This is a genomic window from Methylobacterium sp. J-043, assembly GCF_022829505.1.
Classification (GTDB): domain Bacteria; phylum Pseudomonadota; class Alphaproteobacteria; order Rhizobiales; family Beijerinckiaceae; genus Methylobacterium; species Methylobacterium extorquens_A.
Genome location: NZ_JAKSYB010000045.1, coordinates 187948 through 213406 on the forward strand (window position 1 = coordinate 187948; position 25459 = coordinate 213406).

Annotated in this window: 27 protein-coding genes; 19 read left to right on the forward strand and 8 right to left on the reverse strand. The window is 68.2% G+C overall.

From position 1 onward, the window contains the following. Positions 1–102: 102 nt before the first annotated feature. The 7 genes from MKK50_RS12295 to MKK50_RS12325 all read left to right on the forward strand — a co-directional run bounded on the left by MKK50_RS12295 (position 103) and on the right by MKK50_RS12325 (position 6961). Positions 103–414 carry an FtsB family cell division protein gene (locus MKK50_RS12295; protein ID WP_133088416.1) on the forward strand — a complete coding sequence of 104 codons (312 nt, stop codon included), beginning with the start codon at positions 103–105 and terminating at the stop codon, positions 412–414. A gap of 174 nt (positions 415–588) precedes the next feature. Beyond that, positions 589–1638: a pyruvate dehydrogenase (acetyl-transferring) E1 component subunit alpha gene (gene pdhA / locus MKK50_RS12300; protein WP_499022590.1), complete on the forward strand. Its 1050-nt coding sequence runs from the start codon at positions 589–591 to the stop codon at positions 1636–1638. Between the two features lie 109 nt (positions 1639–1747). After that, positions 1748–3196 (forward strand): pyruvate dehydrogenase complex E1 component subunit beta, encoded by a 1449-nt coding sequence (locus tag MKK50_RS12305; RefSeq protein WP_499022593.1) that lies wholly within the window; start codon positions 1748–1750, stop codon positions 3194–3196. A gap of 10 nt (positions 3197–3206) precedes the next feature. Beyond that, the gene (locus MKK50_RS12310) at positions 3207–3485 is read left to right on the forward strand and encodes a DUF5076 domain-containing protein (protein ID WP_499022595.1); all 279 of its coding nucleotides are present in this window, start codon (positions 3207–3209) and stop codon (positions 3483–3485) included. Between the two features lie 33 nt (positions 3486–3518). Then, a complete protein-coding gene (locus MKK50_RS12315; RefSeq protein WP_499022597.1) occupies positions 3519–4916 on the forward strand; it encodes a pyruvate dehydrogenase complex dihydrolipoamide acetyltransferase in 1398 nt (465 codons plus the stop codon). A gap of 192 nt (positions 4917–5108) precedes the next feature. Continuing rightward, positions 5109–6548 carry a dihydrolipoyl dehydrogenase gene (gene lpdA / locus MKK50_RS12320; protein ID WP_253371737.1) on the forward strand — a complete coding sequence of 480 codons (1440 nt, stop codon included), beginning with the start codon at positions 5109–5111 and terminating at the stop codon, positions 6546–6548. 260 nt (positions 6549–6808) lie between these two features. Further along, the gene (locus MKK50_RS12325) at positions 6809–6961 is read left to right on the forward strand and encodes a hypothetical protein (RefSeq protein ID WP_499022600.1); all 153 of its coding nucleotides are present in this window, start codon (positions 6809–6811) and stop codon (positions 6959–6961) included. Between the two features lie 98 nt (positions 6962–7059). Here the strand turns inward: MKK50_RS12325 and MKK50_RS12330 are convergent, their stop codons facing one another. Next, on the reverse strand, positions 7060–7572 hold the full coding sequence (locus MKK50_RS12330) for a hypothetical protein (protein WP_499022735.1): 513 nt from the start codon (positions 7570–7572) through the stop codon (positions 7060–7062). A gap of 271 nt (positions 7573–7843) precedes the next feature. Here MKK50_RS12330 and MKK50_RS12335 point away from each other — a divergent pair, with 271 nt between their 5' ends. The 3 genes from MKK50_RS12335 to MKK50_RS12345 all read left to right on the forward strand — a co-directional run bounded on the left by MKK50_RS12335 (position 7844) and on the right by MKK50_RS12345 (position 9438). Beyond that, complete coding sequence (locus MKK50_RS12335) at positions 7844–8341, forward strand: 1,3-beta-glucanase (RefSeq protein ID WP_499022603.1); 498 nt, start codon at positions 7844–7846, stop codon at positions 8339–8341. Positions 8342–8458: 117 nt separating this feature from the next. Then, complete coding sequence (locus tag MKK50_RS12340) at positions 8459–8719, forward strand: hypothetical protein (RefSeq protein ID WP_499022605.1); 261 nt, start codon at positions 8459–8461, stop codon at positions 8717–8719. Positions 8720–8805: 86 nt separating this feature from the next. Further along, complete coding sequence (locus MKK50_RS12345) at positions 8806–9438, forward strand: L,D-transpeptidase (RefSeq protein ID WP_499022607.1); 633 nt, start codon at positions 8806–8808, stop codon at positions 9436–9438. 169 nt (positions 9439–9607) lie between these two features. Here MKK50_RS12345 and MKK50_RS12350 read toward each other — a convergent pair whose 3' ends face one another. After that, on the reverse strand, positions 9608–10954 hold the full coding sequence (locus MKK50_RS12350) for a PQQ-dependent sugar dehydrogenase (RefSeq protein ID WP_499022610.1): 1347 nt from the start codon (positions 10952–10954) through the stop codon (positions 9608–9610). Positions 10955–10975: 21 nt separating this feature from the next. Continuing rightward, positions 10976–11191, reverse strand: a complete 216-nt coding sequence (locus MKK50_RS12355) for a hypothetical protein (protein WP_499022611.1) — start codon at positions 11189–11191, stop codon at positions 10976–10978. Positions 11192–11402: 211 nt separating this feature from the next. On the opposite strand from MKK50_RS12355, the gene MKK50_RS12360 reads away from it, so the two are divergent. The 3 genes from MKK50_RS12360 (at position 11403) to MKK50_RS12370 (ending at position 13954) form a co-directional block, all read left to right on the forward strand. Further along, positions 11403–12140 (forward strand): cell wall hydrolase, encoded by a 738-nt coding sequence (locus MKK50_RS12360; protein WP_499022612.1) that lies wholly within the window; start codon positions 11403–11405, stop codon positions 12138–12140. Positions 12141–12469: 329 nt separating this feature from the next. After that, the gene (gene lipA, locus MKK50_RS12365) at positions 12470–13489 is read left to right on the forward strand and encodes a lipoyl synthase (RefSeq protein ID WP_253371723.1); all 1020 of its coding nucleotides are present in this window, start codon (positions 12470–12472) and stop codon (positions 13487–13489) included. A gap of 6 nt (positions 13490–13495) precedes the next feature. After that, the gene (locus MKK50_RS12370) at positions 13496–13954 is read left to right on the forward strand and encodes a type II toxin-antitoxin system RatA family toxin (protein WP_499022615.1); all 459 of its coding nucleotides are present in this window, start codon (positions 13496–13498) and stop codon (positions 13952–13954) included. Between the two features lie 17 nt (positions 13955–13971). On the opposite strand, the gene MKK50_RS12375 is transcribed toward MKK50_RS12370, so the two are convergent. From MKK50_RS12375 to MKK50_RS12385, 3 genes are all read right to left on the reverse strand, one after another. Beyond that, a complete protein-coding gene (locus tag MKK50_RS12375; RefSeq protein ID WP_499022618.1) occupies positions 13972–14310 on the reverse strand; it encodes a low molecular weight protein tyrosine phosphatase family protein in 339 nt (112 codons plus the stop codon). Next, on the reverse strand, positions 14307–16094 hold the full coding sequence (locus MKK50_RS12380; protein ID WP_499022620.1) for an ABC transporter ATP-binding protein: 1788 nt from the start codon (positions 16092–16094) through the stop codon (positions 14307–14309). Before MKK50_RS12380 ends, MKK50_RS12375 begins: the two co-directional genes overlap by 4 nt. Before the next feature lie 155 nt (positions 16095–16249). Continuing rightward, entirely contained in the window at positions 16250–16606 is a 357-nt protein-coding gene (locus MKK50_RS12385) for a hypothetical protein (protein WP_499022623.1), read from the reverse strand. Between the two features lie 92 nt (positions 16607–16698). On the opposite strand from MKK50_RS12385, the gene cysC reads away from it, so the two are divergent. From cysC to MKK50_RS12405, 4 genes are all read left to right on the forward strand, one after another. Then, positions 16699–17250, forward strand: coding sequence for an adenylyl-sulfate kinase (gene cysC, locus MKK50_RS12390; RefSeq protein ID WP_499022624.1), 552 nt, complete (start codon positions 16699–16701; stop codon positions 17248–17250). A 118-nt stretch (positions 17251–17368) separates the two neighbouring features. Then, positions 17369–17866 carry a (2Fe-2S)-binding protein gene (locus tag MKK50_RS12395; RefSeq protein WP_253371713.1) on the forward strand — a complete coding sequence of 166 codons (498 nt, stop codon included), beginning with the start codon at positions 17369–17371 and terminating at the stop codon, positions 17864–17866. Beyond that, positions 17863–18912, forward strand: coding sequence for an FAD binding domain-containing protein (locus MKK50_RS12400; protein ID WP_499022625.1), 1050 nt, complete (start codon positions 17863–17865; stop codon positions 18910–18912). Before MKK50_RS12395 ends, MKK50_RS12400 begins: the two co-directional genes overlap by 4 nt. Further along, positions 18905–21148, forward strand: coding sequence for a xanthine dehydrogenase family protein molybdopterin-binding subunit (locus MKK50_RS12405; RefSeq protein ID WP_499022627.1), 2244 nt, complete (start codon positions 18905–18907; stop codon positions 21146–21148). Before MKK50_RS12400 ends, MKK50_RS12405 begins: the two co-directional genes overlap by 8 nt. A gap of 155 nt (positions 21149–21303) precedes the next feature. Here the strand turns inward: MKK50_RS12405 and MKK50_RS12410 are convergent, their stop codons facing one another. Next, positions 21304–21831, reverse strand: a complete 528-nt coding sequence (locus MKK50_RS12410) for a CinA family protein (protein ID WP_499022629.1) — start codon at positions 21829–21831, stop codon at positions 21304–21306. Beyond that, on the reverse strand, positions 21828–23162 hold the full coding sequence (locus MKK50_RS12415) for a bifunctional 2-C-methyl-D-erythritol 4-phosphate cytidylyltransferase/2-C-methyl-D-erythritol 2,4-cyclodiphosphate synthase (RefSeq protein ID WP_499022631.1): 1335 nt from the start codon (positions 23160–23162) through the stop codon (positions 21828–21830). Before MKK50_RS12415 ends, MKK50_RS12410 begins: the two co-directional genes overlap by 4 nt. A gap of 127 nt (positions 23163–23289) precedes the next feature. Here MKK50_RS12415 and dusB point away from each other — a divergent pair, with 127 nt between their 5' ends. Both dusB and MKK50_RS12425 read left to right on the forward strand, forming a co-directional pair. Continuing rightward, on the forward strand, positions 23290–24318 hold the full coding sequence (gene dusB / locus MKK50_RS12420; protein ID WP_499022633.1) for a tRNA dihydrouridine synthase DusB: 1029 nt from the start codon (positions 23290–23292) through the stop codon (positions 24316–24318). Further along, positions 24318–25451 carry a two-component system sensor histidine kinase NtrB gene (locus MKK50_RS12425; RefSeq protein WP_253371702.1) on the forward strand — a complete coding sequence of 378 codons (1134 nt, stop codon included), beginning with the start codon at positions 24318–24320 and terminating at the stop codon, positions 25449–25451. Before dusB ends, MKK50_RS12425 begins: the two co-directional genes overlap by 1 nt. The last annotated feature ends 8 nt before the right edge of the window (positions 25452–25459 follow it).

Here is a 25459-nt window from a genome sequence, read left to right on the forward strand (position 1 = left end):
AACAGGTCCGCCGCGCTTTTTTCGTTCACGGACCGGAGGTGAGGGTGATCTCGCCGCGCGGAAACCCTTTCTTCACCTTGTTCGAGTGAAGCTCCCGCTGCCATGGTCATTCGTCGCCGCGTCCGCGCCATCGTCGTTCCCGCCGTCCTCTGGACGGTCTCGGCTCTCGTCGTGGGCTACTTCGTGCATCAGGCCGAGAGCGGAAGCCGCGGCCTCGAAGCCAAGCGGGTGCTCAAGGTCGAAGCCTACGGGCTCACCCAGGAGTTGAACGCCGCCAAGGCCGAGCGTTCGACCTGGGAGCATCGTGTCTCCCTGCTGCGCAGCGAGCAGATCGACCGCGATCTTCTGGAGGAGCGCGCCCGTGTCGTGCTCGGCCGTGTCCACGCCAATGACCTCGTCATCATCGGCCCATAAATTTTATTTCTGCAAGACTAGCTACGATAAATATTCGTTTGCACTGTCCTTGCGATTTATCCACCGGTGCAACCGTGACGGTAACAGCATTTGATGGCTGTCAGCCCGCCCCTCGATTTCCGTAAGTCGCTGCCCTAGAACCCTCTCCAACAACGCGATTGCGGGAGGACACCGATGGGTGCGGGCAGCGAGGCGGGGAAACCTGCGGCGGAAACAGACGCGCCGCAACATCGGCCGGCGCCTAATATTCCGCAGTTCACGAAGGACGAAGACCTTCACGCCTACCGCGAGATGCTGAGTATTCGCCGCTTCGAGGAGAAGGCGGGCCAGCTCTACGGCATGGGCCTGATCGGCGGCTTCTGCCACCTCTATATCGGCCAGGAAGCCGTGGTCGTCGGCATGCAGATGGCCGGCGAGGACGGTGACCAGAACATCACCGGATACCGCGACCACGGCCACATGCTCGCTTGCGGCATGGACCCCAAGGGCGTGATGGCCGAGTTGACCGGGCGCCGCGGCGGTTATTCCCGCGGCAAGGGCGGCTCGATGCATATGTTCAGCCGCGAGAAGCAGTTCTTCGGCGGCCACGGCATTGTCGGCGCGCAGGTGTCGCTCGGCACCGGCCTCGCCTTCGCCGACGCCTACCTTAAGAACGGCAAGGTCAGCTTCACCTATATGGGTGACGGCGCGGCCAACCAGGGTCAGGTCTACGAAAGCTTCAACATGGCGGCTCTGTGGAAGCTGCCGGTGGTCTACGTGATCGAGAACAATCGCTACGCCATGGGCACTTCGGTGGCCCGCGCCTCGGCGCAGACGGACTTCTCCAAGCGCGGCCTTTCCTTCGGCATCCCCGGCGAGCAGGTGGATGGCATGGACGTCCGCACCGTCCGCGAGGCGGCGGCGCGTGCCATCCACCACGCCCGTTCGGGTGAGGGCCCCTACATTCTCGAGATGCAGACCTACCGCTATCGCGGCCACTCGATGTCCGACCCGGCCAAGTACCGGACCAAGGACGAGGTCTCGAAGATGCGTGACGAGCACGATCCGATCGAGATGGTACGCAAGCGCCTGCTCGAGGCGCACGGCGTGCCCGAGGCGGAGCTGAAGAGCATCGACGCCAAGGTCCGCGAGATCGTCAACGAGTCGGCAGATTTCGCGACCCACGATCCCGAGCCCGATCCGTCGGAACTCTGGACCGACATCCTTCTCGAAGCCCGCGCCTGACTGTGTCCCTGACACGCCCCCGAGCCGTCTCGGTTCGGGGGTCCTGAGCGACGCATTCGAAAAAAACACGCCCGACCGTCGACGCACCCGGATCGATAGAGCAGCGCATATGGCGACCGACATCCTGATGCCCGCCCTTTCTCCGACCATGGAGGAGGGAAAGCTCGCCAAATGGCTGAAAAAGGAGGGCGATCCGGTCAAGGCCGGCGACATCCTGGCCGAGATCGAAACCGATAAGGCGACGATGGAGGTCGAGGCGATCGACGAGGGCGTCCTCGCCAAGATCCTCGTTGCGGACGGCACCGAGAACGTCGCCGTCAACACGCCGATCGCCATCATCGCCGAAGAGGGCGAGGACGTGGCGGCGGCCGCTGCCAGCGGCGGCAAGGGCAAGCCCGCCGGTGACTCCGGCGGCACGCCCGCTCCGACCCCCGACATGCAGGCCGAGGGCATGGCCGACTCCTCGGCCGCGACGTCCAAGACCGGCGACGACGCGCAGAAGGCTCCGGCCTCGCCCGCCGTCATCACCAACAAGGCGCCAAACCCGGTGATGGAGGAGTTCCCGGCCGACTCGCCGATGAAGACCACGACCGTGCGCGAGGCCCTGCGCGACGCCATGGCTGAGGAGATGCGCAAGGACGACAAGGTCCTCGTGATGGGTGAGGAGGTCGCCGAGTACCAGGGCGCCTACAAGATCACGCAAGGCTTGCTTCAGGAGTTCGGCGCGCGCCGCGTGGTCGATACCCCGATCACCGAGCACGGCTTTGCCGGCATCGGCGTCGGTGCGGCCTTCATGGGCCTCAAGCCCATCGTCGAGTTCATGACCTTCAACTTCGCCATGCAGGCGATCGACCACATCATCAACTCGGCGGCCAAGACCCTCTACATGTCCGGCGGCCAGCTCGGTTGTCCGATTGTGTTCCGCGGCCCCAACGGCGCGGCCGCCCGCGTCGGTGCCCAGCACAGCCACGACTACGCCGCGTGGTACTCGAACGTGCCGGGCCTCAAGGTCATCGCGCCCTACACCGCCTCCGACGCCAAGGGCCTGCTCAAGGCCGCGATCCGGGATCCCAACCCGGTCATCTTCCTCGAGAACGAGATTCTCTACGGCCAGTCCTTCCCGGTGCCGGAGATCGAGGATTTCGTCCTGCCGATCGGCAAGGCGCGCATCCACCGCACCGGTAAGGACGTCACCATCGTCTCCTTCTCCATCGGCATGACCTACGCGCTCAAGGCGGCCCAGGCGCTGGCCGAGGAGGGCATCGAAGCGGAAGTGATCGACCTGCGCACGATCCGCCCGATGGACAGCGCCACGGTGGTGGAATCGGTCAAGAAGACCGGCCGCTGCGTCTGCGTGGAAGAGGGCTTCCCACAATCGGGCGTCGGCGCCGAAATCGTCGCCCGCCTGATGGTCGATGCCTTCGACTATCTCGATGCACCGGTCCTGCGGGTCACCGGCAAGGACGTGCCGATGCCCTACGCGGCCAACCTCGAAAAGCTTGCTCTGCCCAACGTGGCGGAAGTCATCGAGGCGGTCAAAAGCGTCTGCTACAAGTAAATTCAGGTACATGTCGGAAACGTTTGAAGAACTCGAGATCCCGCCCGACGCTCTGGAACAGGGCGGGATCGAGATCGTGCGTGCCTCCATCGTCGATGGTGCCGTGAGCGTGGCGCTCCGTCGCGCCTTCGACGACCCGGCGATCTGGGGCCGCCTGCTCATCGACCTCGCCCGGCAGGCTGCCCGCGCCTACGCGATGGAAACGGACACCTCGGAGGAGGAAGCCTTCGAGCGCATCCGTGCCGGGTGGGAGGCGGAAAGCCTCGATCCCAACAACGCCCTCAACTGACCCTCCCTCTCAAGGCCGCTCGGGAACGATACGATGCCGATCAACGTCCTGATGCCCGCGCTCTCCCCGACCATGGAGAAGGGCAACCTCGCCAAGTGGCTCAAGAAGGAGGGTGACGCTATCAAGTCCGGCGACGTCATCGCCGAGATCGAGACCGACAAGGCGACCATGGAGGTCGAGGCGGTCGATGAGGGCGTGCTCGCCAAGATTCTCGTGGCCGAAGGCACCGCCGACGTCCCGGTCAACGAATTGATCGCGCTGATCGCCGAGGAGGGCGAGGATCCGGGCAGCGTCCAGGCTCCCAAGGGCGGCGCCGAGGCGAAGACCGCCCCCGTCGAGCCGAAGGGCACGCCCGACCAGAACGCAGCGCCCGACGGCGCCCATGCCTCCTACGCGCGGGTCGATCAGGCGCCGGAAGGGGCTAGGCCGAACGGTGCTGCGCCGCCGGCGGGCTCCGGCGACCGCGTCTTCGCCTCGCCGCTCGCGCGCCGCATCGCCAAGCAGGAGGGCGTCGATCTCTCGGCGGTGAAGGGCTCGGGTCCGCATGGCCGCGTGATCCAGCGTGACGTGCAGGCGGCGATCGAAGGCGGCACCGCGCAAGCCGGTGCGGCGGCCAAGCCCGAGGCCAAAAGCGCCCCCGCGCCCGAGAAGCCCGCGCCGAAGGCGGCTTCCGGCGGCACACCGGCCGGTCTCAGCCTCGATCAGGTCCGGGGCTTCTACGAGAAGGGCAGCTTCGAGGAAGTACCGCTCGACGGCATGCGCAAGACCATCGCCAAGCGTCTCACCGAGGCGATGCAGGTTGCGCCGCACTTCTACCTCACCGTCGATTGCGAACTCGACGCGCTGATGAAGCTGCGCGAGACGCTCAACGGCTCGTCCGGTAAGGACAAGGACGGCAAGCCGCTGTTCAAGCTCTCGGTCAACGACTTCGTCATCAAGGCGATGGGCCTCGCGCTCACCCGCGTCCCCGCCGCCAACGCCGTCTGGGCCGAAGACCGCATTCTGCGCTTCAAGCACGCCGAGGTCGGCGTCGCGGTGGCCATCGACGGCGGCCTGTTCACGCCGGTGATCCGCAAGGCCGACCAGAAGACGCTCTCCACCATCTCCAACGAGATGAAGGATTTCGCGGGCCGAGCGCGCGCCAAGAAGCTGAAGCCGGAGGAGTATCAGGGCGGCGTGACCTCGGTGTCGAACCTCGGCATGTTCGGCATCAAGCACTTCACGGCCGTGATCAATCCGCCGCAATCGAGCATCCTCGCGGTCGGCGCCGGCGAGAAGCGCGTCGTCGTGAAGGATGGACAGCCGACCGTCGCTCAGGTGATGACGGCGACCCTCTCCTGCGATCACCGCGTCCTCGATGGTGCGCTCGGCGCCGAGCTGATCGCGGCCTTCAAGGGGCTGATCGAGAATCCGATGGGGATGCTCGTCTAAGGGCAGCCGACTCGCACCGTCGCTCCCCGCGCGTCGGGCGAGCGGGATGGTGGGGCGGCCCGAGCCGAAGCGCTACGGTGCGATCCGCAGCGAGGCGACTGCCTTCGTCATCCCGTCCGTCACCGCCAGCCGAGCGGCCCGATCCTCACTCTCACCCCCTCCCCGCAAGCGGGAGGGGAGCAGGAGGTCTTGATGTCCGAAACCTACGACGTCCTCATCATCGGCGCGGGGCCTGGCGGCTACGTGACCGCGATCCGCTCGGCACAGCTCGGTTTCAAGACCGCGGTGATCGACCGCGAGCATCTCGGCGGCATCTGCCTGAACTGGGGCTGCATCCCGACCAAGGCCCTGCTGCGCTCGGCCGAGATCTACCACTACATGCAGCATGCCTCCGATTATGGGCTCTCCGCCAAGGAGGTCAGCTTCGACGCGGCAGCCATCGTCAAGCGCTCGCGCGGGGTGTCGGGCCGGCTCAACGGCGGCGTCGGCATGCTGCTCAAGAAGAACAAGGTCGATGTGATCTGGGGCGAGGCCTCGATCGACTCCGCCGCCAAAGGCAACGAGCCCGGCAAGGTCACGGTCAAGGAGACCAAGCGCGCCGAGCCGCCGAAGGGCGCCAAGGGTGCGGGCACCTACTCGGCCAAGCACATCGTCGTCGCGACCGGCGCCCGGCCGCGCGTGCTGCCCGGCATCGAGCCCGACAAGAAGCAGATCTGGACCTATTATGAGGCCATGGTCCCCGAGAAAATGCCCAAGAGCCTTCTGGTGATGGGTTCGGGCGCGATCGGCATCGAGTTCGCCTCGTTCTACCGCACGATGGGCGCCGACGTGACGGTCATCGAGTTGCTGCCGCAGATTCTGCCGGTCGAGGATGCGGAGATCGCCGGTCTCGCCCGCAAGCGATTCGAGAAGCAGGGCATCAAGATCCTCACCGGCGCCAAGGTGACGAAGGTCGAGAAGGGTGCCGACTCTGTCACCGCCACGGTCGAGGACGATAAGGGCAAGACGCAGCAGCTCACCGCCGAGAAGCTGATCTCGGCCGTTGGCGTCGTCGGCAACATCGAGAATCTGGGTCTCGAGAAGCTCGGGGTGAAGATCGAGCGCGGCGTCGTCGTCAATGACGGGCTCGGCCGCACCAATGTTCCCGGCATCTACGCCATCGGCGACGTGGCCGGCCCACCGATGCTCGCCCACAAAGCCGAGCACGAGGGCGTCATCTGCGTCGAGACCATCAAGGGTCTGCACACCCACCCGATGGACAAGGCCAAGATCCCCGGCTGCACCTACTGCCACCCGCAGATCGCCAGCGTCGGCGTCACCGAAGGGAAAGCCAAGGAGCTCGGCCTCTCGATCAAGGTCGGCCGCTTCCCCTTCGCCGGCAACGGCAAGGCGATCGCGCTGGGCGAGCCGGACGGTCTCATCAAGACGATCTTCGATGCCAAGACCGGCCAGTTGCTCGGCGCGCACATGATCGGCGCCGAAGTCACCGAGCTGATCCAGGGCTACGTCGTTGCGATGACCCTGGAATCGACGGAGGAAGAGCTGATGCACACGGTCTTCCCGCACCCGACGCTCTCCGAGATGATGCACGAGAGCGTGCTCGATGCGTATGGCCGCGTGATCCACACATGAACCGGAGCGATCGCTCCCCACGAGGGTAACAAAATCGATGGGCGTGCAGGATCGGGCTCGATGCCCTGGCCCTGCGCGCCCGCTTCGTTCTGCACGTGTCTCCACGCGGGTTCGGCCCCGCAGCGTTTCGAGCAAGCGCGAAGAACTTCCCGGTGGAATTCGGTTAGGATGTCGAGTGAAACGCTTCGGTTGAACTTTTGAAACCGAGGCGTGCCGTATACCAGGAGTCGTGCGTCCTGGATGCGGAAGCTCACCCCCTCATGATCCTGCGCGTTCTACTGCTCGGCCTCGGACTCGGTGCGATCTACGCCGCGTTGACGACGTTGAGCGTCCATCTCTACGTCACTCTTCTGATCCTGTTTTTGAGTGCCGGGCCGTTGAGCTACCTCGTTTTTCGAGAAGAGCACGAATAGGCGTCGGAGGGCACGCTGGAGCCCCTCCGATAGGCAAAGGGCGTGACCGCTTCAGCGGTCACGCCCTCTTCACGCAGGTCGAAAACGGAGTGGTTCGGTCAGCGCGGGCCGCCACCGCGGCGCATGGCGATTTCCTGACCTTCCTGATTCACCGCGCCCGAGGGAGCGTTCCGCTCATTGGGGACTGGATTCATGCCCTCGTTTGCGGTGCGCGAGGACGGCCGGCCGTCGGCCGGGTTCCCGGCCGCGCGTTTCAGAGCAAGGGCACGGCGGGCCCCGGAGACCGTCCGGCCGCGAGCGTCGGCGTTGCGGCGGCGCTCATGCTCCTTGCTGACGCGCTTCACCGCCGCGGCGAGCAAAGCGGCCTTCTCGCGGGTGCCGGAGTTGTCGGAGGCCGGGTTTGCTCCGGACGGGGCAGCCTTGCCACGCAGCTCGCGCCTCTGGCGGCGCGACACATCGCGCGCGCGGTCGCGGCGTTCGCGGAGCAGGCGGATCAAGTCGGGCAGGGCCTTGTCGTCTTCCGCATCCAGCTCCGGGTGATGCGAGCGCTTCACCAACTCGGTCTCTCCGGCATCCAGCAGCCGTTCCTCACGGCGTCGCGATACGGACATGGTCTCTCCCGGTTCCTTCAAATCGTCTGCGATGGGAGCGGCGGAGCCCGTAGCGCCGGCGCTCGAAGGCCAACACGTCGGTTCCGCGAAGGTTGCCTCGGCCTGCACTCAAGGATCGCGTCGACGTCATCTCGGCACCGCTGACACGCTCTCCGCTCCATCCGACGCCAAGACGGCCGACTTCCGGTCGCATCCGGAAACCGCCCCATCAGCGCGGCGTTGGTCCCTCACTTGGACGCCAGCCGGCCCGGCACGGAAGCGGGAAACCACCATGACCATCACGCGCACGGTTTGGGTTGGCCTTGTGGTCACGGGCGTCGGCCTTGGCGGTGTACCCGCTCTGGCCCAGACATCCGGCGGCACCGGATTGCCTTCTGGCTTCACCGCGCCCGGCCTTCCCTTCGGCCCGACTTCGTCGGTTGCGACGGTGGCGTCGCCAAGTCCGACCATGGCCCTTGCCAATCCCGGCGGCCTGAGTTTCGGCGGCGCCTCCCGCGTATCCGGCCTCGGCGCGTCCACACCGTCCAGTGGCAATGCCGGGGGTTTGAGCTTCAGTGGCGCGGCCGCGACGGCCGTCGGCGGCTCCGGACTGCGTTCGGCGGGCGGCGGGGCCCTGGGGCGCCGCCCCCTCGACGACGTGGTCGCCAATCCCGGATCGGGCGGGGGAGGGGGTGCGCCGGCAAGTGCCGGCATCGCCGGTGGTGCAGGCTTTTCCCGCAGACCGACCGATGCTTATTTCGACCCGCTCTCCGGCTCCGGCCTGCGCTGACGGCATGGAGTGGTGTCTCAGGCCGAGATGTCCACACTCTGAGCCGGCCTCGGTAAGGTCTCGTTAACCCTATCGATGTGTTCTATCTTCGTTCTCATGCCGAGTCGGAGAAAGATGATGCTCAAGCCCCAGAGTGCCGAGCGGAGCCAAGGCACGTTCACACCCGTGGCAGATCTCGACCCCGAGCGGACCGCCTCCTGCCCCGTGGAGGACATCGCTCAGGCCTATCTCCGTTGCACAAATGGCGACGCAGGCATCGCGTTGCGTTGCGCGATCACCGATGCCCTGTCCGATTTGATGGAGGCCGAGCGGCGCGACCGTGAGAACAGCCGTCTCATCTCGCGCGGCTTTGTCCGCAACACACGGCCGCATTGGTAGCGATTTGGGGCGTGGCGGTGGGACGCACCGCTTGAAGCGTAGCCGGAAGGGGGCATTTCGAGGGAACGATGTTTGGGACAAACGCTATGCGCCTGCCTCTCCTCACAATTCTCGCGAGCTTCTCCCTCGCCGCTGCGTCCTCGGCGGCGCGGGCGGATCTCCTCATCGCGGTCGATAAGGATGCGCAGCGGATGAGCGTGGTCGTCGATGGAACACCGCTCTACGATTGGCCGGTCTCGAGCGGAGTCGCGGGGCACGATACGCCGAACGGCAGCCACCGCCCGTTCCGTATGGAGAAGACGCATTTCTCCCGCGAGTGGGACAACGCGCCGATGCCGCACGCGATTTTCTTCACGCAAGTCGGCCACGCGATCCACGGCACCACGCAGACCCGCCGCCTCGGTCACGCCGCCTCGCACGGCTGCGTCCGCCTCTCCCAGCGCAACGCCGCGACGCTCTTCACCCTGGTGAAACAGCAGAAGATGGCCAACACCCGCGTCGTCATCGAGGGCAGCGTCGGCGATGCCCCGGTTGCCGAGACCCAGCGCCCAGATCGGACGCGTTCGGCCGGCCCGGGCTATGACGAAGGCGTGGTCGCTGTGCGCTCCCGGGGACAAACCTGGGAGGATGAGGCCTATGGCGCGCCGGTGCGCCGCCGCTACCCGAATGCGTTCGACGACGGATATGGCTCGGGCGTCGGGTACGGCGATCTGTATTAAGGGCCGAGCGACCTAAGGCTCCGATGGTCGAACTGATCCCGCCGCAATCGCTGCGTGAAGTCGGCGATCCTCGAGCGGTCGGCGGTGCTCGAACGACGTCTCGCGACGACGGACAGACGAATCGCGCCGTCGTCGCGGGTCGGTCAGGCTGAAAAGTCCGGGTTGTCGCTCAATTCGAGGCCGTCGCGCCCGTCACCCGCCACACCGCATTGCCGACGTCGTCCGTCACGAGAAGCGCACCGGCCTTGTCGATCGCAACGCCGACGGGCCGCCCCTGGGCCTTCTCGTCTGCGTTGAGGAAGCCGGTCAGCACATCGACCGGGGCGCCGGCTGGCTGGCCATCCTTGAAAGGCACGTAGATCACCTTGTAGCCGCTCTTCGGCCGGCGGTTCCAGGATCCGTGCTGAGCGACGAAGAGACCGCTCTTCCAGGCATCCGGAAGGCTCGCTCCCTTCGCGAAAGCAATCCCCAGCGAGGCGGTGTGGGTGCCGACGGCGTAGTCGGGGGCAATCGCCTGCTTCACCTTCTCAGGCTGCGGCGGCTGCACCCGTTCGTCCACGTGCTGACCCCAGTAGCTCCACGGCCAGCCATAAAAGGCACCCTCCTTCACGCGGGTCACGTAGTCCGGCACGAGGTCGCTGCCGATCTCGTCGCGCTCGTTCACCGCGGTCCACAGCTCGCCCGTCACCGGTTCGAAGGCGAGGCCGTTGGGGTTGCGCAGGCCGGTGGCGAAGTCGCGCATCGCCTTGGTGGCGATGGTGTATTCCCAAATCGCGGCGCGGCCCTTCTCGATATCGAGGCCGTTCTCGCCGACATTGCTGTTCGAGCCGACGGTGATGAAGAGCTTTTGTCCGTCGCGGCTCGCGACGACGTTCTTGGTCCAGTGGTGGTTGATGCCGGCGGGCAGATCGACGACCTTTTCGGGCGTCGCCGTGATCTCGTTCTGGCCCCCGGAGTAGGGCACGCGAACCAGCGCGTCGGCATTGGCGACGTAAAGGTCGGAGCCGACCAGCGCCATGCCGAAGGGCGATGTGAGCTCCTTGAGGAAGACGTGGCGCTCCTCGGCCACGCCGTCCCCGTCCCGGTCGCGCAGCAGCACGATGCGGTCCGGGCTCGCACCGCCGGCTCCGGCGAGGCTCTTCACCTTGTCGGCCACCCAATCGGTGACGCCGGTCGAGTGATCGCCGGATTTCGGTGCCTGGCTCTCGGCGACGAGCACGTCGCCATTGGGCAGCACCAGGGGCCAGCGCGGATGGTCAAGACCCGTCGCAAAGGCAGCGACGCTCAGGCCCTCCGCCGCTTTCGGCTTGGCGCCCTCCGCCCAGCGCGCAACGCGGGCGATGTTGACGGTCGGCATCAGCGTCGGGTTCGGGGCCGGCAGGGCCGGGCTCGATCCGCTGCTCGCCGCCACGTCGAGCGAGGCGGATTCCGGGTAGACGACGAAACGCAGGAACGCCGCCCCTCCAAGCAGGACGACGGCGAATGCGGCAAGGCCGACCTTGGCGGAGGTACGCATCGAAAACCCTGCGAAAACGGATCAGGCGGCGGTGGCGGCCGGTCGCACGGCCGCCTCGTCGGCGCCCGGATGGCGGCGGCTCGAATAGTAGAGCCCGATCGCGTTCCAGAACGCGTCGCGTTGCTCGAGGGTGAAGCGTTGGAGCGAGGCTTCCAGCGCCGTGCGCCCGGCCGCAGTCGCTTCCTCGCGCATCCGCTCGTCGAAGGCGGCGGGGGATTCCGAACGCGTTTCCTTCATGGTCCGGCCCTTCGCTGACGTTGCTCCAACGCTGTCAACGCCCAAGGTCGAGACTCCGTTCAATGCCGGTCGCGCGAGGACAGCGGAGGGCAAGCGTGTGCCAAACGACACACCACCCTGGATTCGATGCCCAGGCTTAACAGTTTCTTTGCTCCTGTGGGCGGAATGGTCCAGCTTGGTTACCCAGCGTCGTTAGCCTTCAGGAGCCTGCATGCGAGCCGACCGGACCCTCCGTCTCCTCTGCCTTTCTGGGCTAGCGCTGTCCGGTTCGGGTCTGGGGGGATGCGGTCTGTTCCCGCATCAGGCTGAGCTGACCACGGGCTCGATCGCGGCGAACGCCAAGGTTGTGCAGGCGCCGACCGCCGCCGACAAGGAGTGCCTCGCCCGGGCGATGTACTTCGAATCGAACCGCAGCGACGAGGACGGGCTGCTCGCCGTCGGCACGGTGGTGATGAACCGCCTCGACGCGCCGGCCTATCCCGGCCGGATCTGCGAGGTCGTCGGTCAGAAGCGGCAATTCGCCAACGGCGTGCTGACGAAGCCCGTCCGCGACCAGGACCGGCCGCGGCTGGAGCGGGTCGCCGACGCGCTGCTCTCGGGCAAGCGCCACGACGGGGTGGGGCCGGCCCTGCACTTCCACACCGCGGGCTACAAGTTCCCGTACAACAACATGCACTACGTCGTCGCGGCCGGCGGCAACGTCTTTTACGAGAAGAGCGACCGCGAGGGTTATCTCCCGGCGGTCCAGCCCCGCGCCGTGGTGCAGACCGCCACCGGCCGCCTGATGCCGCTTCAGGTCGCCGCCGCGACGTCGGGCATGATCGGCCTTCCGCTCACCGGCCGCGTCCAGCCGACACTGACCGCCGAGTACACCGCCCCGACGGCACCCGAACTGCGCATCCCCGGCCCGGCCCGCTACGCCTCGGCTCCCGCCCGCGACAAGCATTAAAGAACGATCAATCGACGGGGTTACGGCCGGCAGGGCAATCGCTCGAAGCCGCTGTGGCGGCTTCGCGGTGCGCAGAGCGCCTCACGGAGCGGGCTTTTCAGGACTTTGGTCCTGGAAAGCATCGAGCGGAGCGGAAGCCTGAGCCCGCGGAAGCGGGCGCCGGCGATTGAGGCAAGACAACAAACGAGGGCAATCGCTTCAGGCGATTGCCCTGTTACGGCCGGGGCGGGTTGTCGCCCCCGCCCTATGCGGAACCTCCGCAAGGCCTTAAGTCAGAGGTGCGGCCGGGTTGCCCGGTCCGGCTTCCGTGAGGCTCACCCCGCATCGCCATGGCCGTCGTCCTCGATCTCCTGAACAAAGACACCCGGCCCAAGCTGGATGCGCCCGCGCGTCCGCGCCATCCCGAGAAGGCGCACCGGCCGGACACCGCCATCCAGCGCAAGCCGGACTGGATCCGGGTGAAGGCTCCGGGCTCGAAGCTCTGGGCCGAGACCAAGGACATCGTCCGCGCCAACAACCTCGTCACGGTCTGCGAGGAAGCGGGCTGCCCGAATATCGGCGAGTGCTGGGAGAAGCGGCACGCCACCTTCATGATTATGGGGGACACCTGCACCCGTGCCTGCTCGTTCTGCAACGTGCGCACGGGCCTTCCGGCGGCGCTCGACGAGGCCGAGCCGGAGAAGGTCGCCGAGGCGGTCGCCAAGCTCGGGCTGCACCACGTCGTGGTCACCTCGGTCGATCGCGACGACCTGAAGGATGGCGGCGCCGAGCATTTCGCGCGCACCATCGCCGCGATCCGCCGGGCGAGCCCCGGCACCACCGTCGAGATCCTGACGCCCGACTTCCTGCGTAAGCCCGGCGCCCTCGAAGTGGTGGTCGCGGCCAAGCCCGACGTGTTCAACCACAATATGGAGACCGTGCCCGGCAAGTACGTGACCGTACGGCCCGGTGCCCGCTACTTCCACTCGGTGCGCCTGCTGCAGCGGGTGAAGGAACTCGACCCGACGATCTTCACCAAGTCCGGCATCATGGTCGGACTCGGCGAGGAGCGGAACGAGGTCGTGCAGCTCATGGACGATCTGCGCTCGGCAGAGGTCGACTTCCTCACCATCGGCCAATATCTGCAACCGACCCGCAAGCACCATGAGGTCGTGCGCTTCGTGCCGCCGGACGAGTTCAAAGCCTACGAGACCACGGCCTATGCCAAAGGCTTCCTGCTGGTCTCGGCGACGCCGCTCACGCGCTCGTCGCATCACGCCGGCGAGGATTTCGCCCGGCTGAAGGCGGCTCGTCTGGCCAAGCTCGGGCCCGCACCACTGGCTGCCAGCATCCGCGCCGTCAACGCCTGAGACCGAATGCCATCCTTCCGCATCACGAGGAACGTGCGTCACTCGGCGACGCAGATGTATGACCTCGTCGCCGACATCGAGCGCTATCCCGAGTTCCTGCCCCTCTGCGAATCGCTGCGGGTTCTGCGCGACGCGGAGGGACCGAACGGCACGGTTGTGCGGGTCGCGGAGATGGGCGTCGGCTACAAGGCGATCCGTGAGCGCTTCACCACCCGCGTGAGCCTCGACCGCGAGAACCGCAAGATCGTCGCCGAATACATCGACGGTCCGTTCAAGCATCTGGAGAACCGCTGGTCCTTCCGCGATGCCGAGGGCGGGGGCTGCGAGGTCGATTTCTTCATCACCTACGAGTTCAAGAGCCGGACGCTCGGCCTCCTGATGGGCACGATGTTCGACCGTGCCTTCCGCAAGTTCACCGATGCCTTCGAGGGTCGCGCCACCAAGATCTACGGCGCGCCGGCCTGACACCCTCTCCGATCCGGTCAGCACGACCGATCTCGGCGCGCGAGAAACCGCCACGCCCGCGCTTCGAGCAGGCGCACCAACGCCGGCTCCATGAAGACATAGTCGTCGCGGACATCGAGGCAGACGATCCGGGCATGCCGGAGCGCCGGTCCGAAGCGACGCATCAGCTTGCGCCGATGCGCGCGCTCCATCACCACGATAGTCTCGGCCCAGGCGAGGTGATCGGCCTCCACAGGCTCGTCCGCGTCGTCCGAGACACCCGCCGAGGCCGTCTCCAGGCCTGACACACGCGAAAACACCTGCTCGGCGGTCGGGCTGCGAGCGCGCGCCCGACCGCAGACGAACAGGACCCTCACGCGCTCTCCGCCAGCGCCGATTGCCGCTCGAACAGGGCGCGGTAAGCTCCATTCTGGCGCCGCATCAGCGCGGCGTGCGGCCCGTCCTCGACGACGCGGCCCCGGTCGAACACGAGGATGCGGTCGAGGGCGCGCACCGTCGAGAGACGGTGGGCGATGACGATCGCGGTGCGCCCGCGCATCAGCCGCTCCATCGCCTCCTGCACCAGCGCCTCCGATTCGGAATCGAGGCTGGACGTCGCCTCGTCCAGGATCAGAATCGGCGCATCCGCGAGGAAGGCGCGGGCCAGCGCCACCCGCTGCCGCTCGCCCCCGGAAAGCTTGACGCCGCGCTCGCCCACCAGCGTGGCGTAGCCTTTCGGCAGCCGCGCGATGAAGTCGTGGGCGTTGGCAAGCCGCGCTGCCCGCTCGATCTCTTCGGGCGAGGCGCCGGGCCGGGCGTAGGCGATGTTCTCGGCGAGCGAGCGGTGGAACAGCACCGGCTCCTGCGGGACGATGGCGACCTGCGCCCGCAGGCTCGCCTGCGTCGCCCCCGCCACGTCCTGCCCGTCGATGAGCACCTGCCCGCCGCTCACGTCGTAGAGCCGCTGGACCAGCTTGACGAAGGTCGTCTTGCCCGACCCCGAGCGCCCGACGAGACCGACGCGCTGCCCGGCCGGAATCGTCACCGACAGCCCGTCATAGAGCGGCGTGCCGTGGGTGCCGTAGTGGAAGCGCACCGCGTCGAAGCGGATCGCGCCGCCATTCACGGTGAGCGGCACCGCGCGAGGGCGGTCGGCGACGCCCACCGGCTCGGCTTCGAGGGCGACCAGTTCCTCCATCTCGTTGACCGAGCGTTGCAGGTGGTTGATGTGCCCGCCGATGTCGCGGAGATAGCCGTGCACCACGAAGTAGGTGGTGAGCACGTAGGCGACCTCGCCGGGGCTGGCTTGGCCCTGCCACCACAGCCACAGCGCCGTTGCGACGATGGCGCTGCGGAAGGCCAGAAGCAGCCCGAGCTGAATCGTGCCGCTCCAAGTCACGATCATCCAAGTGCGCCGGGTGCGCCGCCGCCACTTCGACAGGACGCGGGCGAGCCGCGCGTCCTCCCGCACCTCGGCGCCGAACGCCTTCACCACCGCGTTGTTGCCGATCGTGTCGCTGAGGGCGCCGCCGAGCCGCGTGTCGAGGGCATTCGAGAGCGTCGCCGCAGGTGCGATCACCCGCGTCGCCAGGAACACGGCGGTGCCGACATAGGCGAGTGCGCCGATCCCGATCACCGCGCCCATCGCCGGCCATTGTAGGCCGAGCACCACCGTCGTCCCCGCGAGCACGACGACGGAGGGCAGGATCGAGAGCAGCAGAACGTCGTTGAGCCCATCGAGCGCCCACATCCCGCGCGAGATCTTGCGAACGGTGGAGCCCGAGAAGGTGTTGGCGTGCCACTCGGTCGAGAAGCGCTGGACGCGGGCGAAGCTCTGGCTCGCGATGTCGGACATCGTGCCGAGCGTCAGCGGCACCACGAGGCTCCAGGCGACATGGCGCAACAGTACCGTCGCGAGGCTCAGCGCCGTCATCACGGCAAAGGCCGGCAGCGCGGCCTGGAGGGCAGCGTGGCGCTCGGCACCGGCGAGCGCATCGACGAGGCGCCCGGCATAGAGCGGCAGCATCACGTCGGCCAGCGTGGCGAGCGTGATCGCGGCCACAAGGGCGGAAACGAGGCCGAGGCGTTGGCGCCAGCCGCGGACGACGAAGGAGAGGACGCGGCGGACAACGTCCGCGCGCCGGGGAGAAGACAGGGACATGGCAGTGCCCGACGACGAAGCGTCGGCTCCGAAAGACGCGGACGCCGCGAAACGAAAAGCGCGGGCCGGCGAGGTCAGATCGGGGAGGGAGCGTGAGCCGCGAGAGCCGTCAGGCCGGGCGGCGGGGGAATACGCCTAGGCGATTCCGGCAGGTGCTACAGCGATTCCTGCACGACGGAAGACGATGCGGATAACCATGCTGCGCCTCCCTGTTCGAACGCGACCAAATCGACGGGTAACGGACGAAGCTTCGATTCGCAACGTTCAATACGGGTCGGCCCAACCCTTCGACTTTCCGGAGAGCGGCAGAGACGAAATCTGAAACCACGGGCACCCTTGGGCTGTTGCACCGACATCTTCTCGTTTGGCGGCGTGATCCGTCTCCCATCATTGTCTCTGTCCGGCATAGCGGAGAAGATGTTGTCGCCGACCGAGGCGAAGACAGCGCGCGGCAAGCAGGCTACCAGCGGCGCCAAAGGCGATTCGTCATCGTCGAGGAAATCGCTCGACATGACGATTGGGAGTTATGATGACGCGAACCGCAGGTCCCCCGTCGAACCTGACCTGGCAGCCGCTGCAACCGCGTGAGAGACGATGCGCGCAGATGGGGCAGCGGCCGGCCATCGCTTGGCTGACGGGTTTGTCCGGTGCCGGCAAATCGACCATTGCCGATGCGGTCGATCGCGCGCTGACGGAGGCCGGCCGTTGCACCATGGTACTCGATGGCGACAACCTGCGTCAGGGCCTCAATCGCGACCTCGGCTTCACCGCGGCCGACCGCATCGAGAACATTCGCCGTGCCGCCGAGGCCGCACGCCTCATGGCGGAGGCCGGGCTTGTGGTGATCGTCTCCCTGATCTCGCCGTTTCGAGCCGAGCGTGCGGAGGCCCGAGCGATCGCGGGCGACATTCCCTTCCTCGAAGTGTTCATCGACACGCCACTCTCGGTCTGTGAGGCCCGCGATCCGAAGGGCCTCTATGATCGGGCACGAGCGGGCCAGATCCCCAATTTCACCGGAATTTCAGCCCCCTACGAGGCGCCGACCGAACCGGACCTCGCGCTCCAAACCCGCGACCACGCCGTCGCTGAATCCGCCGAGCCGCTCATCACCGCGCTGCTGTGCCTGAGCGCCCACGCACCGGGCGGGGCGGCGTAGCGCGGCTTGCCGTCCCGAAGATGAGCGCGACCATCGGTTCCATCCCCTGGTCGCGCGGGACAGCCGGGCTAATTGAAACGCTTCCAGACAGGATGCGGGCCCGGGAGCCGTCTTTCGCATGACGTTTCGTCTGACGCTGACCGTCAACGGTGAGCCGCGCGCAATCGAACTCGACGATCCGCGCGTCACCCTCCTCGACCTCTTGCGCGAGCGACTCGCCCTCACCGGCTCGAAGAAGGGCTGCGACCGGGGCCAGTGCGGCGCCTGCACCGTTCTGGTGAACGGGCGGCGGGTCAACTCTTGCCTCGCGCTTGCCGTGAGCCTCGACGGGGCGGAGGTTCTGACCATCGAAGGCTTGGCGGTGGGCGATCAGCTCCACCCGGTCCAGGCCGCCTTCATCGATCATGACGGCTTCCAGTGCGGCTTCTGCACGCCGGGGCAGATCATGAGCGCCGTCGGCCTGATCCGCGAGGGCCATGCGGGCGACGATCCCGAGCGGGTGCGCGAGGGGATGAGCGGCAATCTCTGCCGTTGCGGCGCGTATATCGGCATCACCGAGGCGGTCCTCGATGCCCAGGCCCGCAGCGCCGGTATCGGGCAGGGAGACGCCGCGTGAATCGTTTTGATTACATCCGCGCCGGCAGCATCGCCGAGGCCGTTGCCGCAGCTGCCGAGCCAGGTGCGGCCTATCTCGCCGCCGGCACTAACCTGCTCGACTTGATGAAGGGCGGCATCACCCGACCCGGTCGCCTCGTTGATGTCACGCATCTGCCCGGCCTCGACCGGATTGAGCAGGGGCCGGATGGCGGCGTCCGCATCGGCGCGCTCGTGCGCAACAGCGACCTCGCCTACGATCCGCGCGTCTCGAAAGCGTATCCCGCCGTGGCAGAAGCCCTCCTGTCGGGGGCCTCGGCGCAACTGCGCAACGCGGCGACGGTGGCCGGCAACCTGCTGCAGCGGACCCGCTGCCCCTACTTCTACGACCCCGCCAGCGCCTGCAACAAGCGCGAACCCGGTGTCGGCTGCGAGGCGCGCGGCGGCGAGACGCGGCTCCATGCCGTGCTCGGTTGGAGCGAGCACTGCATCGCCATCCACCCCTCCGATTTCTGCGTGCCGCTGGTCTCGCTCGACGCGACCGTCGAGATCGAGGGCAAGGCCGGCACCCGCGAGGTACCGCTCGAAGCACTCTACCGTCTGCCGGAAGACCGGCCGGACCAGGAGACCGTTCTGGAACCCGGCGACCTCATCGTCGCCCTGCGCCTGCCGGCGGATGCCGCGGGCTTTGCCGGGCATTCCCGCTACCTCAAGGTCCGCGACCGCACCTCCTACGCCTTCGCCGTGGTCTCGGCCTCGGCCTCGCTGCGGCTCGACGGCGGCCGGATCGGCGAGGCGCGGATCGCGCTGGGCGGCGTCGCCCTCAAGCCCTGGCGCGCCCGCGCGGCCGAGGCGGTGTTGGCCGGCGCGGAACTGAGCGAGCGGAGCTTCCGGGAGGCGGCCGACGCGGCTCTGGCCGAGGCTCGGCCCTCCGGCGACAACGCCTACAAGATCGAGCTGGCCCGCCGCCTCATCGTGCGAGCCCTGACGCTGGCCGCCGCCGGCACCCCGGAGCGCATGCCGGCGCTTCCGGCCTCTGCCTTCTCGGGAGACGCGCTCCATGCCTGACATCGCTTATGAGCAGGCCCGGCACGGGTCGAGCATCGGCCAGCCGCTGACCCGCCGCGACGGCCTCCTGAAGGTCACCGGGCAGGCGACCTACGCCGCCGACAACCGGCCGGAAGGCTTGCTTCACGCGGTGGTGGCGGTGAGCCGCATCGCCCGTGGCCGGGTGGCCGGTCTCGACGTTGCGGCGGCTAAGGCCCATCCCGGCGTGGTCGAGGTGATGACGGGCGCCAACGCACCGCGCCTCGCCCAGGACCCGGACGCGAAGGACAACCCCTTCATGTTCCGGCTCGATCTGCTGCAGAACGACCGCGTCCGCTACGCACACCAGCCGATCGCTGTGGTGATCGCGCAGACGCTGGAAGCCGCGACCGAGGGCGCCGAACTGCTGGCCCCGCGCTACGAGGTGGATCCGCCGCGCATCGGGCTCGATGCGGAAGAGCCGCAGGAGCCGGAGGGCGTCGGTGCGGGCGACAAGACGATCGTGTCGCGCGGCGATGTCGAGGCCGGGCTGGGACAGGCCGAGCGCCGGGTCGAGGCGACCTACGAGACGCCGGCGCAGTATCACAACGCCCTCGAACCCCACGCCGTCGTGGCGCAATGGGACGGCGACCGGCTCATCGTCGATACGCCGAGCCAGGGGCTCGCCATGGCCAAGATGCGGCTCGCTGGCCTGTTCGGGCTCAACCCGAAGAACATCCTGGTCCGCTCGCCCTTCCTCGGCGGCGGCTTCGGCTCGAAGGGGTTTCTCTCCGGGCCGCAGGTGCTCGGGGTGATGGCGGCTAAACTCGTCGGCCGGCCGGTGAAGCTCGTGCTGCGTCGGGAGCAGATGTTCGGCCCTGTCGGCCACCGCGCCGAGACGCGCCAGACGCTGCGGCTCGGCACCGACGCGTCGGGCGCGCTCACCGCCCTCGACCACCACACGCTGACGGCGACGAGCTGCTTCGACGATTTCTACGAGCCGGCCAGCGCCATCTCCCGCTACCTCTACGCCACCCCCGCACTCTCGACGCGCCATTCCGGCGTTCGGGTCGATACCGGCACACCGCTCTTCATGCGTGCGCCCGGCGAGGCTTCGGGCAGCGTCGCTCTGGAGGGCGCCATCGACGAGATGGCGGAAGCCTGCGGCCTCGACCCGCTCGAATTCCGCCTGAAGAACTACGCCGAGGACGAGCCGATCTCCGGACGGCCCTTTTCCTCGAAGGCCCTGCGCGAATGTTACGCGCAGGGTGCCGCCCGCTTCGGGTGGGACAAGCGCCCCCCGGCGCCCCGCTCGATGCGCGATTCCGCCGGGCGCCTCGTCGGCTACGGCATGGGCACCGCCCTGTTCCCGGCCCTGATGATGCAGGCGGAGGCGCGGGCCGAGATTCGCGCCGACGGCACCGGCACGGTGGCGCTCGGCGCCCACGACATGGGGCAGGGCGCCTGGACCGCGCTGGCCCAGATCGCCGCCGACGGCCTCGGGATCGACCTCGCGCAGCTCGATTTCCAGAGCGGCACCTCGGACCTGCCGAATGCCGGCATCGCCGGCGGCTCGGCCCACACCGCCACCGCCGGCACGGCGATCCATTCCGCCGCCGCCGCGGTGCTGGCGCAACTCGCGGATCTCGCCACCAATGACGAGAGCTCGGCCCTCTATGGCGCCGGCAATGCGGGCGTCTATGCCCGCGGCGGCCGGCTCGTGCGCCGGGACGACGAGGGTCGCAGCGAGTCGTTCTCGGAGATCCTGAACCGGGCCGGCCGCGCGTCGGTCTCCGCGCAGGGGCAGGGCGCCGCCGATCCGGCCGCGCGCGAGGCCTATGCCATGCACGCCCACGGCGCGGTCTTTGCCGAGGTCAGCGTCGATCCCGATCTCGGCCAGATCCGCGTCACCCGCCTCGTTGGCGCGTTCGCGGCCGGCCGAATCGTCAACCCGCGCCTCGTCACGAGCCAGTATTACGGCGGCATGATCTGGGGCGTGTCCTTCGCGCTCCACGAGAACGCCGTGGTCGATCCCCGCTCGGGCCGTGTGATGAATGCCAATCTCGGCGAGTACCACGTGCCCGTGAACGCCGACGTGCCGTCGATCGAGGCGATCCTCGTGGACGAGCACGACCCGCACGTGAACCCGCTCGGCATCAAGGGCGTCGGCGAGATCGGCATCACCGGCACGGCGGGTGCCATCGCCAACGCGGTGTATCACGCGACGGGGATTCGGGTGCGCAAGACGCCGATCACGCTGGATCGGTTGTTGGGATGACGATGCTGAGGGTGGGGCGCCCACTCGCGCCCTCATCCTGAAGTGCCGCGAGGCAGCCTCGAACGATCTTCCAGTCCCCGCGCGATCCCTGGAGGATCCTTCGAGGCCGATTGGCTGCGGACCTCAGGATGAGGATCGGGGTTGGCGAGGCGCGCTCAGATATCTCTATCGGATGGCGTGTCAGGGCGGAGACCGAGGGCATCCTCCAGAAGCCTCAGCGCCTCCGCCACCGAAAGCCGCCGGATCTCGGCCCGTCCCGGATCGCCGAAACGCCGCTCGGCGTGGCAGGTGGCTCCGCCCTTCACGGCGAGCCCGAAATGCACCAGCCCGACCGGCTTGGCGTCGCTGCCGCCGCCCGGCCCGGCAATGCCGGTGACGGAGACTGCCACGTCCGCCCGTGACGCCTTCAGCGCGCCGTCTGCCATGGCGCGGGCCACCGGCTCGCTCACCGCGCCGTGCGCCGTGATGAGGTCCATCGGCACGCCGATCGACTCGGCCTTCGCTTCGTTGGAGTAGGTGACGAAGCCGCGCTCCACCACCGCCGAGGAACCGGGCACCGCCGTGAGCAGCCCCGCCACGAGACCGCCGGTGCAGGACTCGGCGGTCGCGATCTTTTTGCCAGCCGCCGCATAGGCCCGCACCAGCGCCTCGGCGCGGGCGAGCAGGGCGGCGTCTTCGATCACGAACGGCGCTCGCTGGTCTCCGCCTCGGTCTCCAGCTCCGTGCAGACTTCCGGCAGCCGCACCGTCGCGGCGGCCTGGGCGGCGAGGCCCTCGGCGCGGCCGACGAAGCCGAGCTTTTCCGTGGTCGTCGCCTTGATCGAGACGGAGGAGAGCGGCACGCCCGCGATCTCGGCGATGCGCGCGCGGATCGCCTCGCGGTGCGCGCCGATACGCGGGGCTTCCGCCAGCACCGTGATGTCGAGATGATCGATCTTGCCGCCGCGGGCGCGCACCAACTCGCAGGCGTGGGCCAGGAACTGGTCGGAGGCCGCGCCGCGCCACTTCTCGTCGGAGGGTGGGAAGTGGGTGCCGATGTCGCCGTCGGCGATGGCGCCGAGCAGCGCGTCGGTGAGTGCGTGCAGCGCCACGTCACCGTCGGAATGGGCGAGAACGCCCCGGTCGGCGGGGATCTTCACGCCGCCGAGCCAGACATGGTCGCCCTCCGTGAAAGCGTGGACGTCGAAGCCGGTGCCGAGGCGGGTCACGTAAGTGGTCATGGAGTCATCCGATATCGCGGGCGTGAGCTCAGAGAAAGCCCGTCCGGAGAAGGTCCGGTCGGCCTCGATCAGGTCCGCCGCCTGGGTGATCTTGCGGTTGCGGGCATCGCCCTCGAACACCACGACCGGCAGCCCAGCCCATTCGGCGAGCGCCCCGTCATCGGTGAAGCCGTCGCGGCCCTCGGCGACGGCGCGGCGATGCGCGTCGAGGAGCAGGCTGAAACGGAAGCTCTGCGGGGTTTGCACCGCGCGAAGATTTTCGCGAGCCGGGGTCTCGTGGACGCGGCCGATGCCGGGCGCGATATCTTCAACGAGCTTGATCGTGTCGGAGACCGCGATGCCCGGCACCGATGCGCCGTGCTCGGAGCCGGCCGCGACCGCGCGGGCGATCAGCGCCTCGTCCACGAAGGGACGCGCTGCGTCGTGGACAAGCACGAGGTCGGGCGCACCGGAGCGGGCGAGCCCTTCGAGCCCGGCCGCCACCGATTGCTGGCGCGTCGCCCCGCCCGGCACAGGTTCGGCGAGTTTTTCGCGATGCGCTGGTTCGAGGTCAGCGAGGCATTCGCGGTAGAAGTCCCTCGCGTCCGGCGCGATCACCGGCTGGATGCGGGTGATGCGGGGCGATTGCGCCAGCGCCGCCAGCGTCCGCGTCAGGACGGCCCGGCCGCCGACGCGGCGATATTGCTTGGGCAGGTCGCCGCCGACACGCAGGCCCTTGCCGGCCGCCACCACGACCGCCGCCACCGATTTAGTCCCCGGCTCCTGCCCATACGGCCGTGCGGCGTGGTCGGACATGCTGGGCCTCGAATGGAAATCATCTGGGGATGGATGGGGATCGCCGCGTCCTTATGCGTCAAGATGCGCGAAGGCAAACGCAGCAGGCGCTTGCGTCCGCCCGCCATTTGGCTACTTATTGGGCACAATGACACGTGACCATTATTTGAGCGCGCTGCGCGGAGCCGACGATCGGGGGGTGATGAGCCCGCCGGTTCTGCTGGCGCCGCTCTCAGGCGTCACCGATCTGCATATGCGGCGCCTCGCTCAGCGGCTCGGCGCCAGCGCCGTGGTCTCGGAGATGGTCGCGGCGGCCGAGCTGGCGAAGGGTGACGCCGAATCGCAGGTCCGGGCCGAGGGCGCCGGGGTGAACCCGCACGTGGTGCAGCTCGCCGGCTGTGCCCCCGAACCGATGGCCGAGGCGGCCCGCATCGCTGTGGCGAACGGGGCGGATGCCATCGACATCAATATGGGGTGCCCGGCCAAGACCGTGACCGGCGGCGAATCGGGTTCGGCGCTGATGCGCGACCTCGATCACGCCGTGCGCCTTCTCGCGGCTGTGCGCGGCGCGGTCGATGTACCGGTGACCGTGAAGATGCGGCTCGGCTGGGACCACGCGAGCCTCAACGCCGCCGAACTGGCACGGCGCGCCGAAGCGATCGGGCTCGACGGCGTGACGGTTCACGGCCGCACCCGGCAGCAATTCTACAAGGGCCGGGCCGATTGGTCGGCGATCCGTCCCGTGGTCGAGGCGGTGCGCATCCCCGTCATCGCCAACGGCGACATCACAGGCGTCGAGGAGGCCCGTGCCTGCCTCAGCCAGTCCGGTGCGGCGGGCGTGATGGTCGGGCGCGCGGCGGTCGGGCGTCCCTGGCTCGTCGGCGAGATCGCCGCCGGGCTCGCCGGACGCGTGGCTCCGCCGCTCTCGGCCGAGGAGCGGGCGGCGGCCGCGGCCGAGCATTATCAGGGGCTGATCGCGCTCTACGGCGCGGCGATGGGCGTGCGCCACGCCCGCAAGCATCTGGCCGCCTATGCCGACATCGCCGGTGGTTTGCCCCCGGACGACCGGCGCCGTCTCGTCACCACCCACGATCCGGCGGAGGCGCTCCGCCTCCTGCGGCGCGCGTTCCTCGAACCGGCCGGGGCGGCGACCACGCCCCTCGGCGAGGCGGCCTGATGCCCTTTTCCGACGAGCCCGCTCCCGAATCCCTGCCGCCGGCCGAGGCGGTGCTCAATTCACTGCCGCTGCCGGTCCTCACCATCGGGCCGGACGAGCGGATCCTGCGCGTCAACCACGCCGCCGAGCTGTTCTTCGACGCCTCTGCCCGGCTGATGCTGCGCGGGCGGCTTCGCGACATCATCCCGTTCTCTTCGCCGATCATCGCATTGGTGACCGAGGTGCGCCGCCGCCGCTCCTCGGTCTCGGAATACCGTGTGGAGCTGGTCCAGCCCCGCTCGGGGACCGAGCGCAGCGTCGATGTCTTCGCCACGCCCCTGCGCGACGAGGACGACTCGGTGGTGCTGATGCTGCAAGAGCGCACCATCGCCGACAAGATGAACCGGCAGCTCACCCATCGCGGTGCCGCCCGCTCGATGGTGGCGCTCGGCGCGATGCTCGCTCACGAGATCAAGAACCCGCTCGCCGGCATCCGCGGCGCGGCGCAGCTTCTCGAACAGGAGAGCGACGAAGAGGACCGGCTGCTGACCCGCCTGATCTGCGACGAGTCGGATCGGATCGTACGCATCGTCGAGCGGATGGAGCTGTTCGGCGACGAGCGGCCGGTGGAGCGAGGCCCCGTCAACGTTCACGGCGTGCTCGATCAGGTGAAGCGCTCGGCGCAATCCGGCTTTGCCCGTCACATCCGCTTCATCGAGAACTACGACCCCTCGCTGCCGCCCGTCCTCGGCAATCGGGACCAGTTGATCCAGGTGATCCTGAACCTCGTGAAGAACGCGGCCGAGGCGATCGGCACGGACACGGTCGAGGGCGAGATCACACTCTCCACCGCCTTCCGCACCGGCCTGCGCCTCCAGATTCCCGGCTCGCGCGAGCGCGTCAGCCTGCCGATCGAGGTCGCGGTGCGCGACAACGGGCCAGGCATTCCGCCCGATATGCTGTCGGACCTGTTCGACCCCTTCGTCACCACCAAAGTGCAAGGCTCCGGCCTCGGACTTGCATTGGTGGCCAAGATCGTCGGCGACCATGGGGGCATCGTTGAATGCGATCCCGTCCCCCGCCGCACCGCCTTCCGGATCCTCCTTCCCATGTCGAGCGCCCGCGACGGGCGTGAATCGGCCGCGGAGCGCTGAGTCGAGAG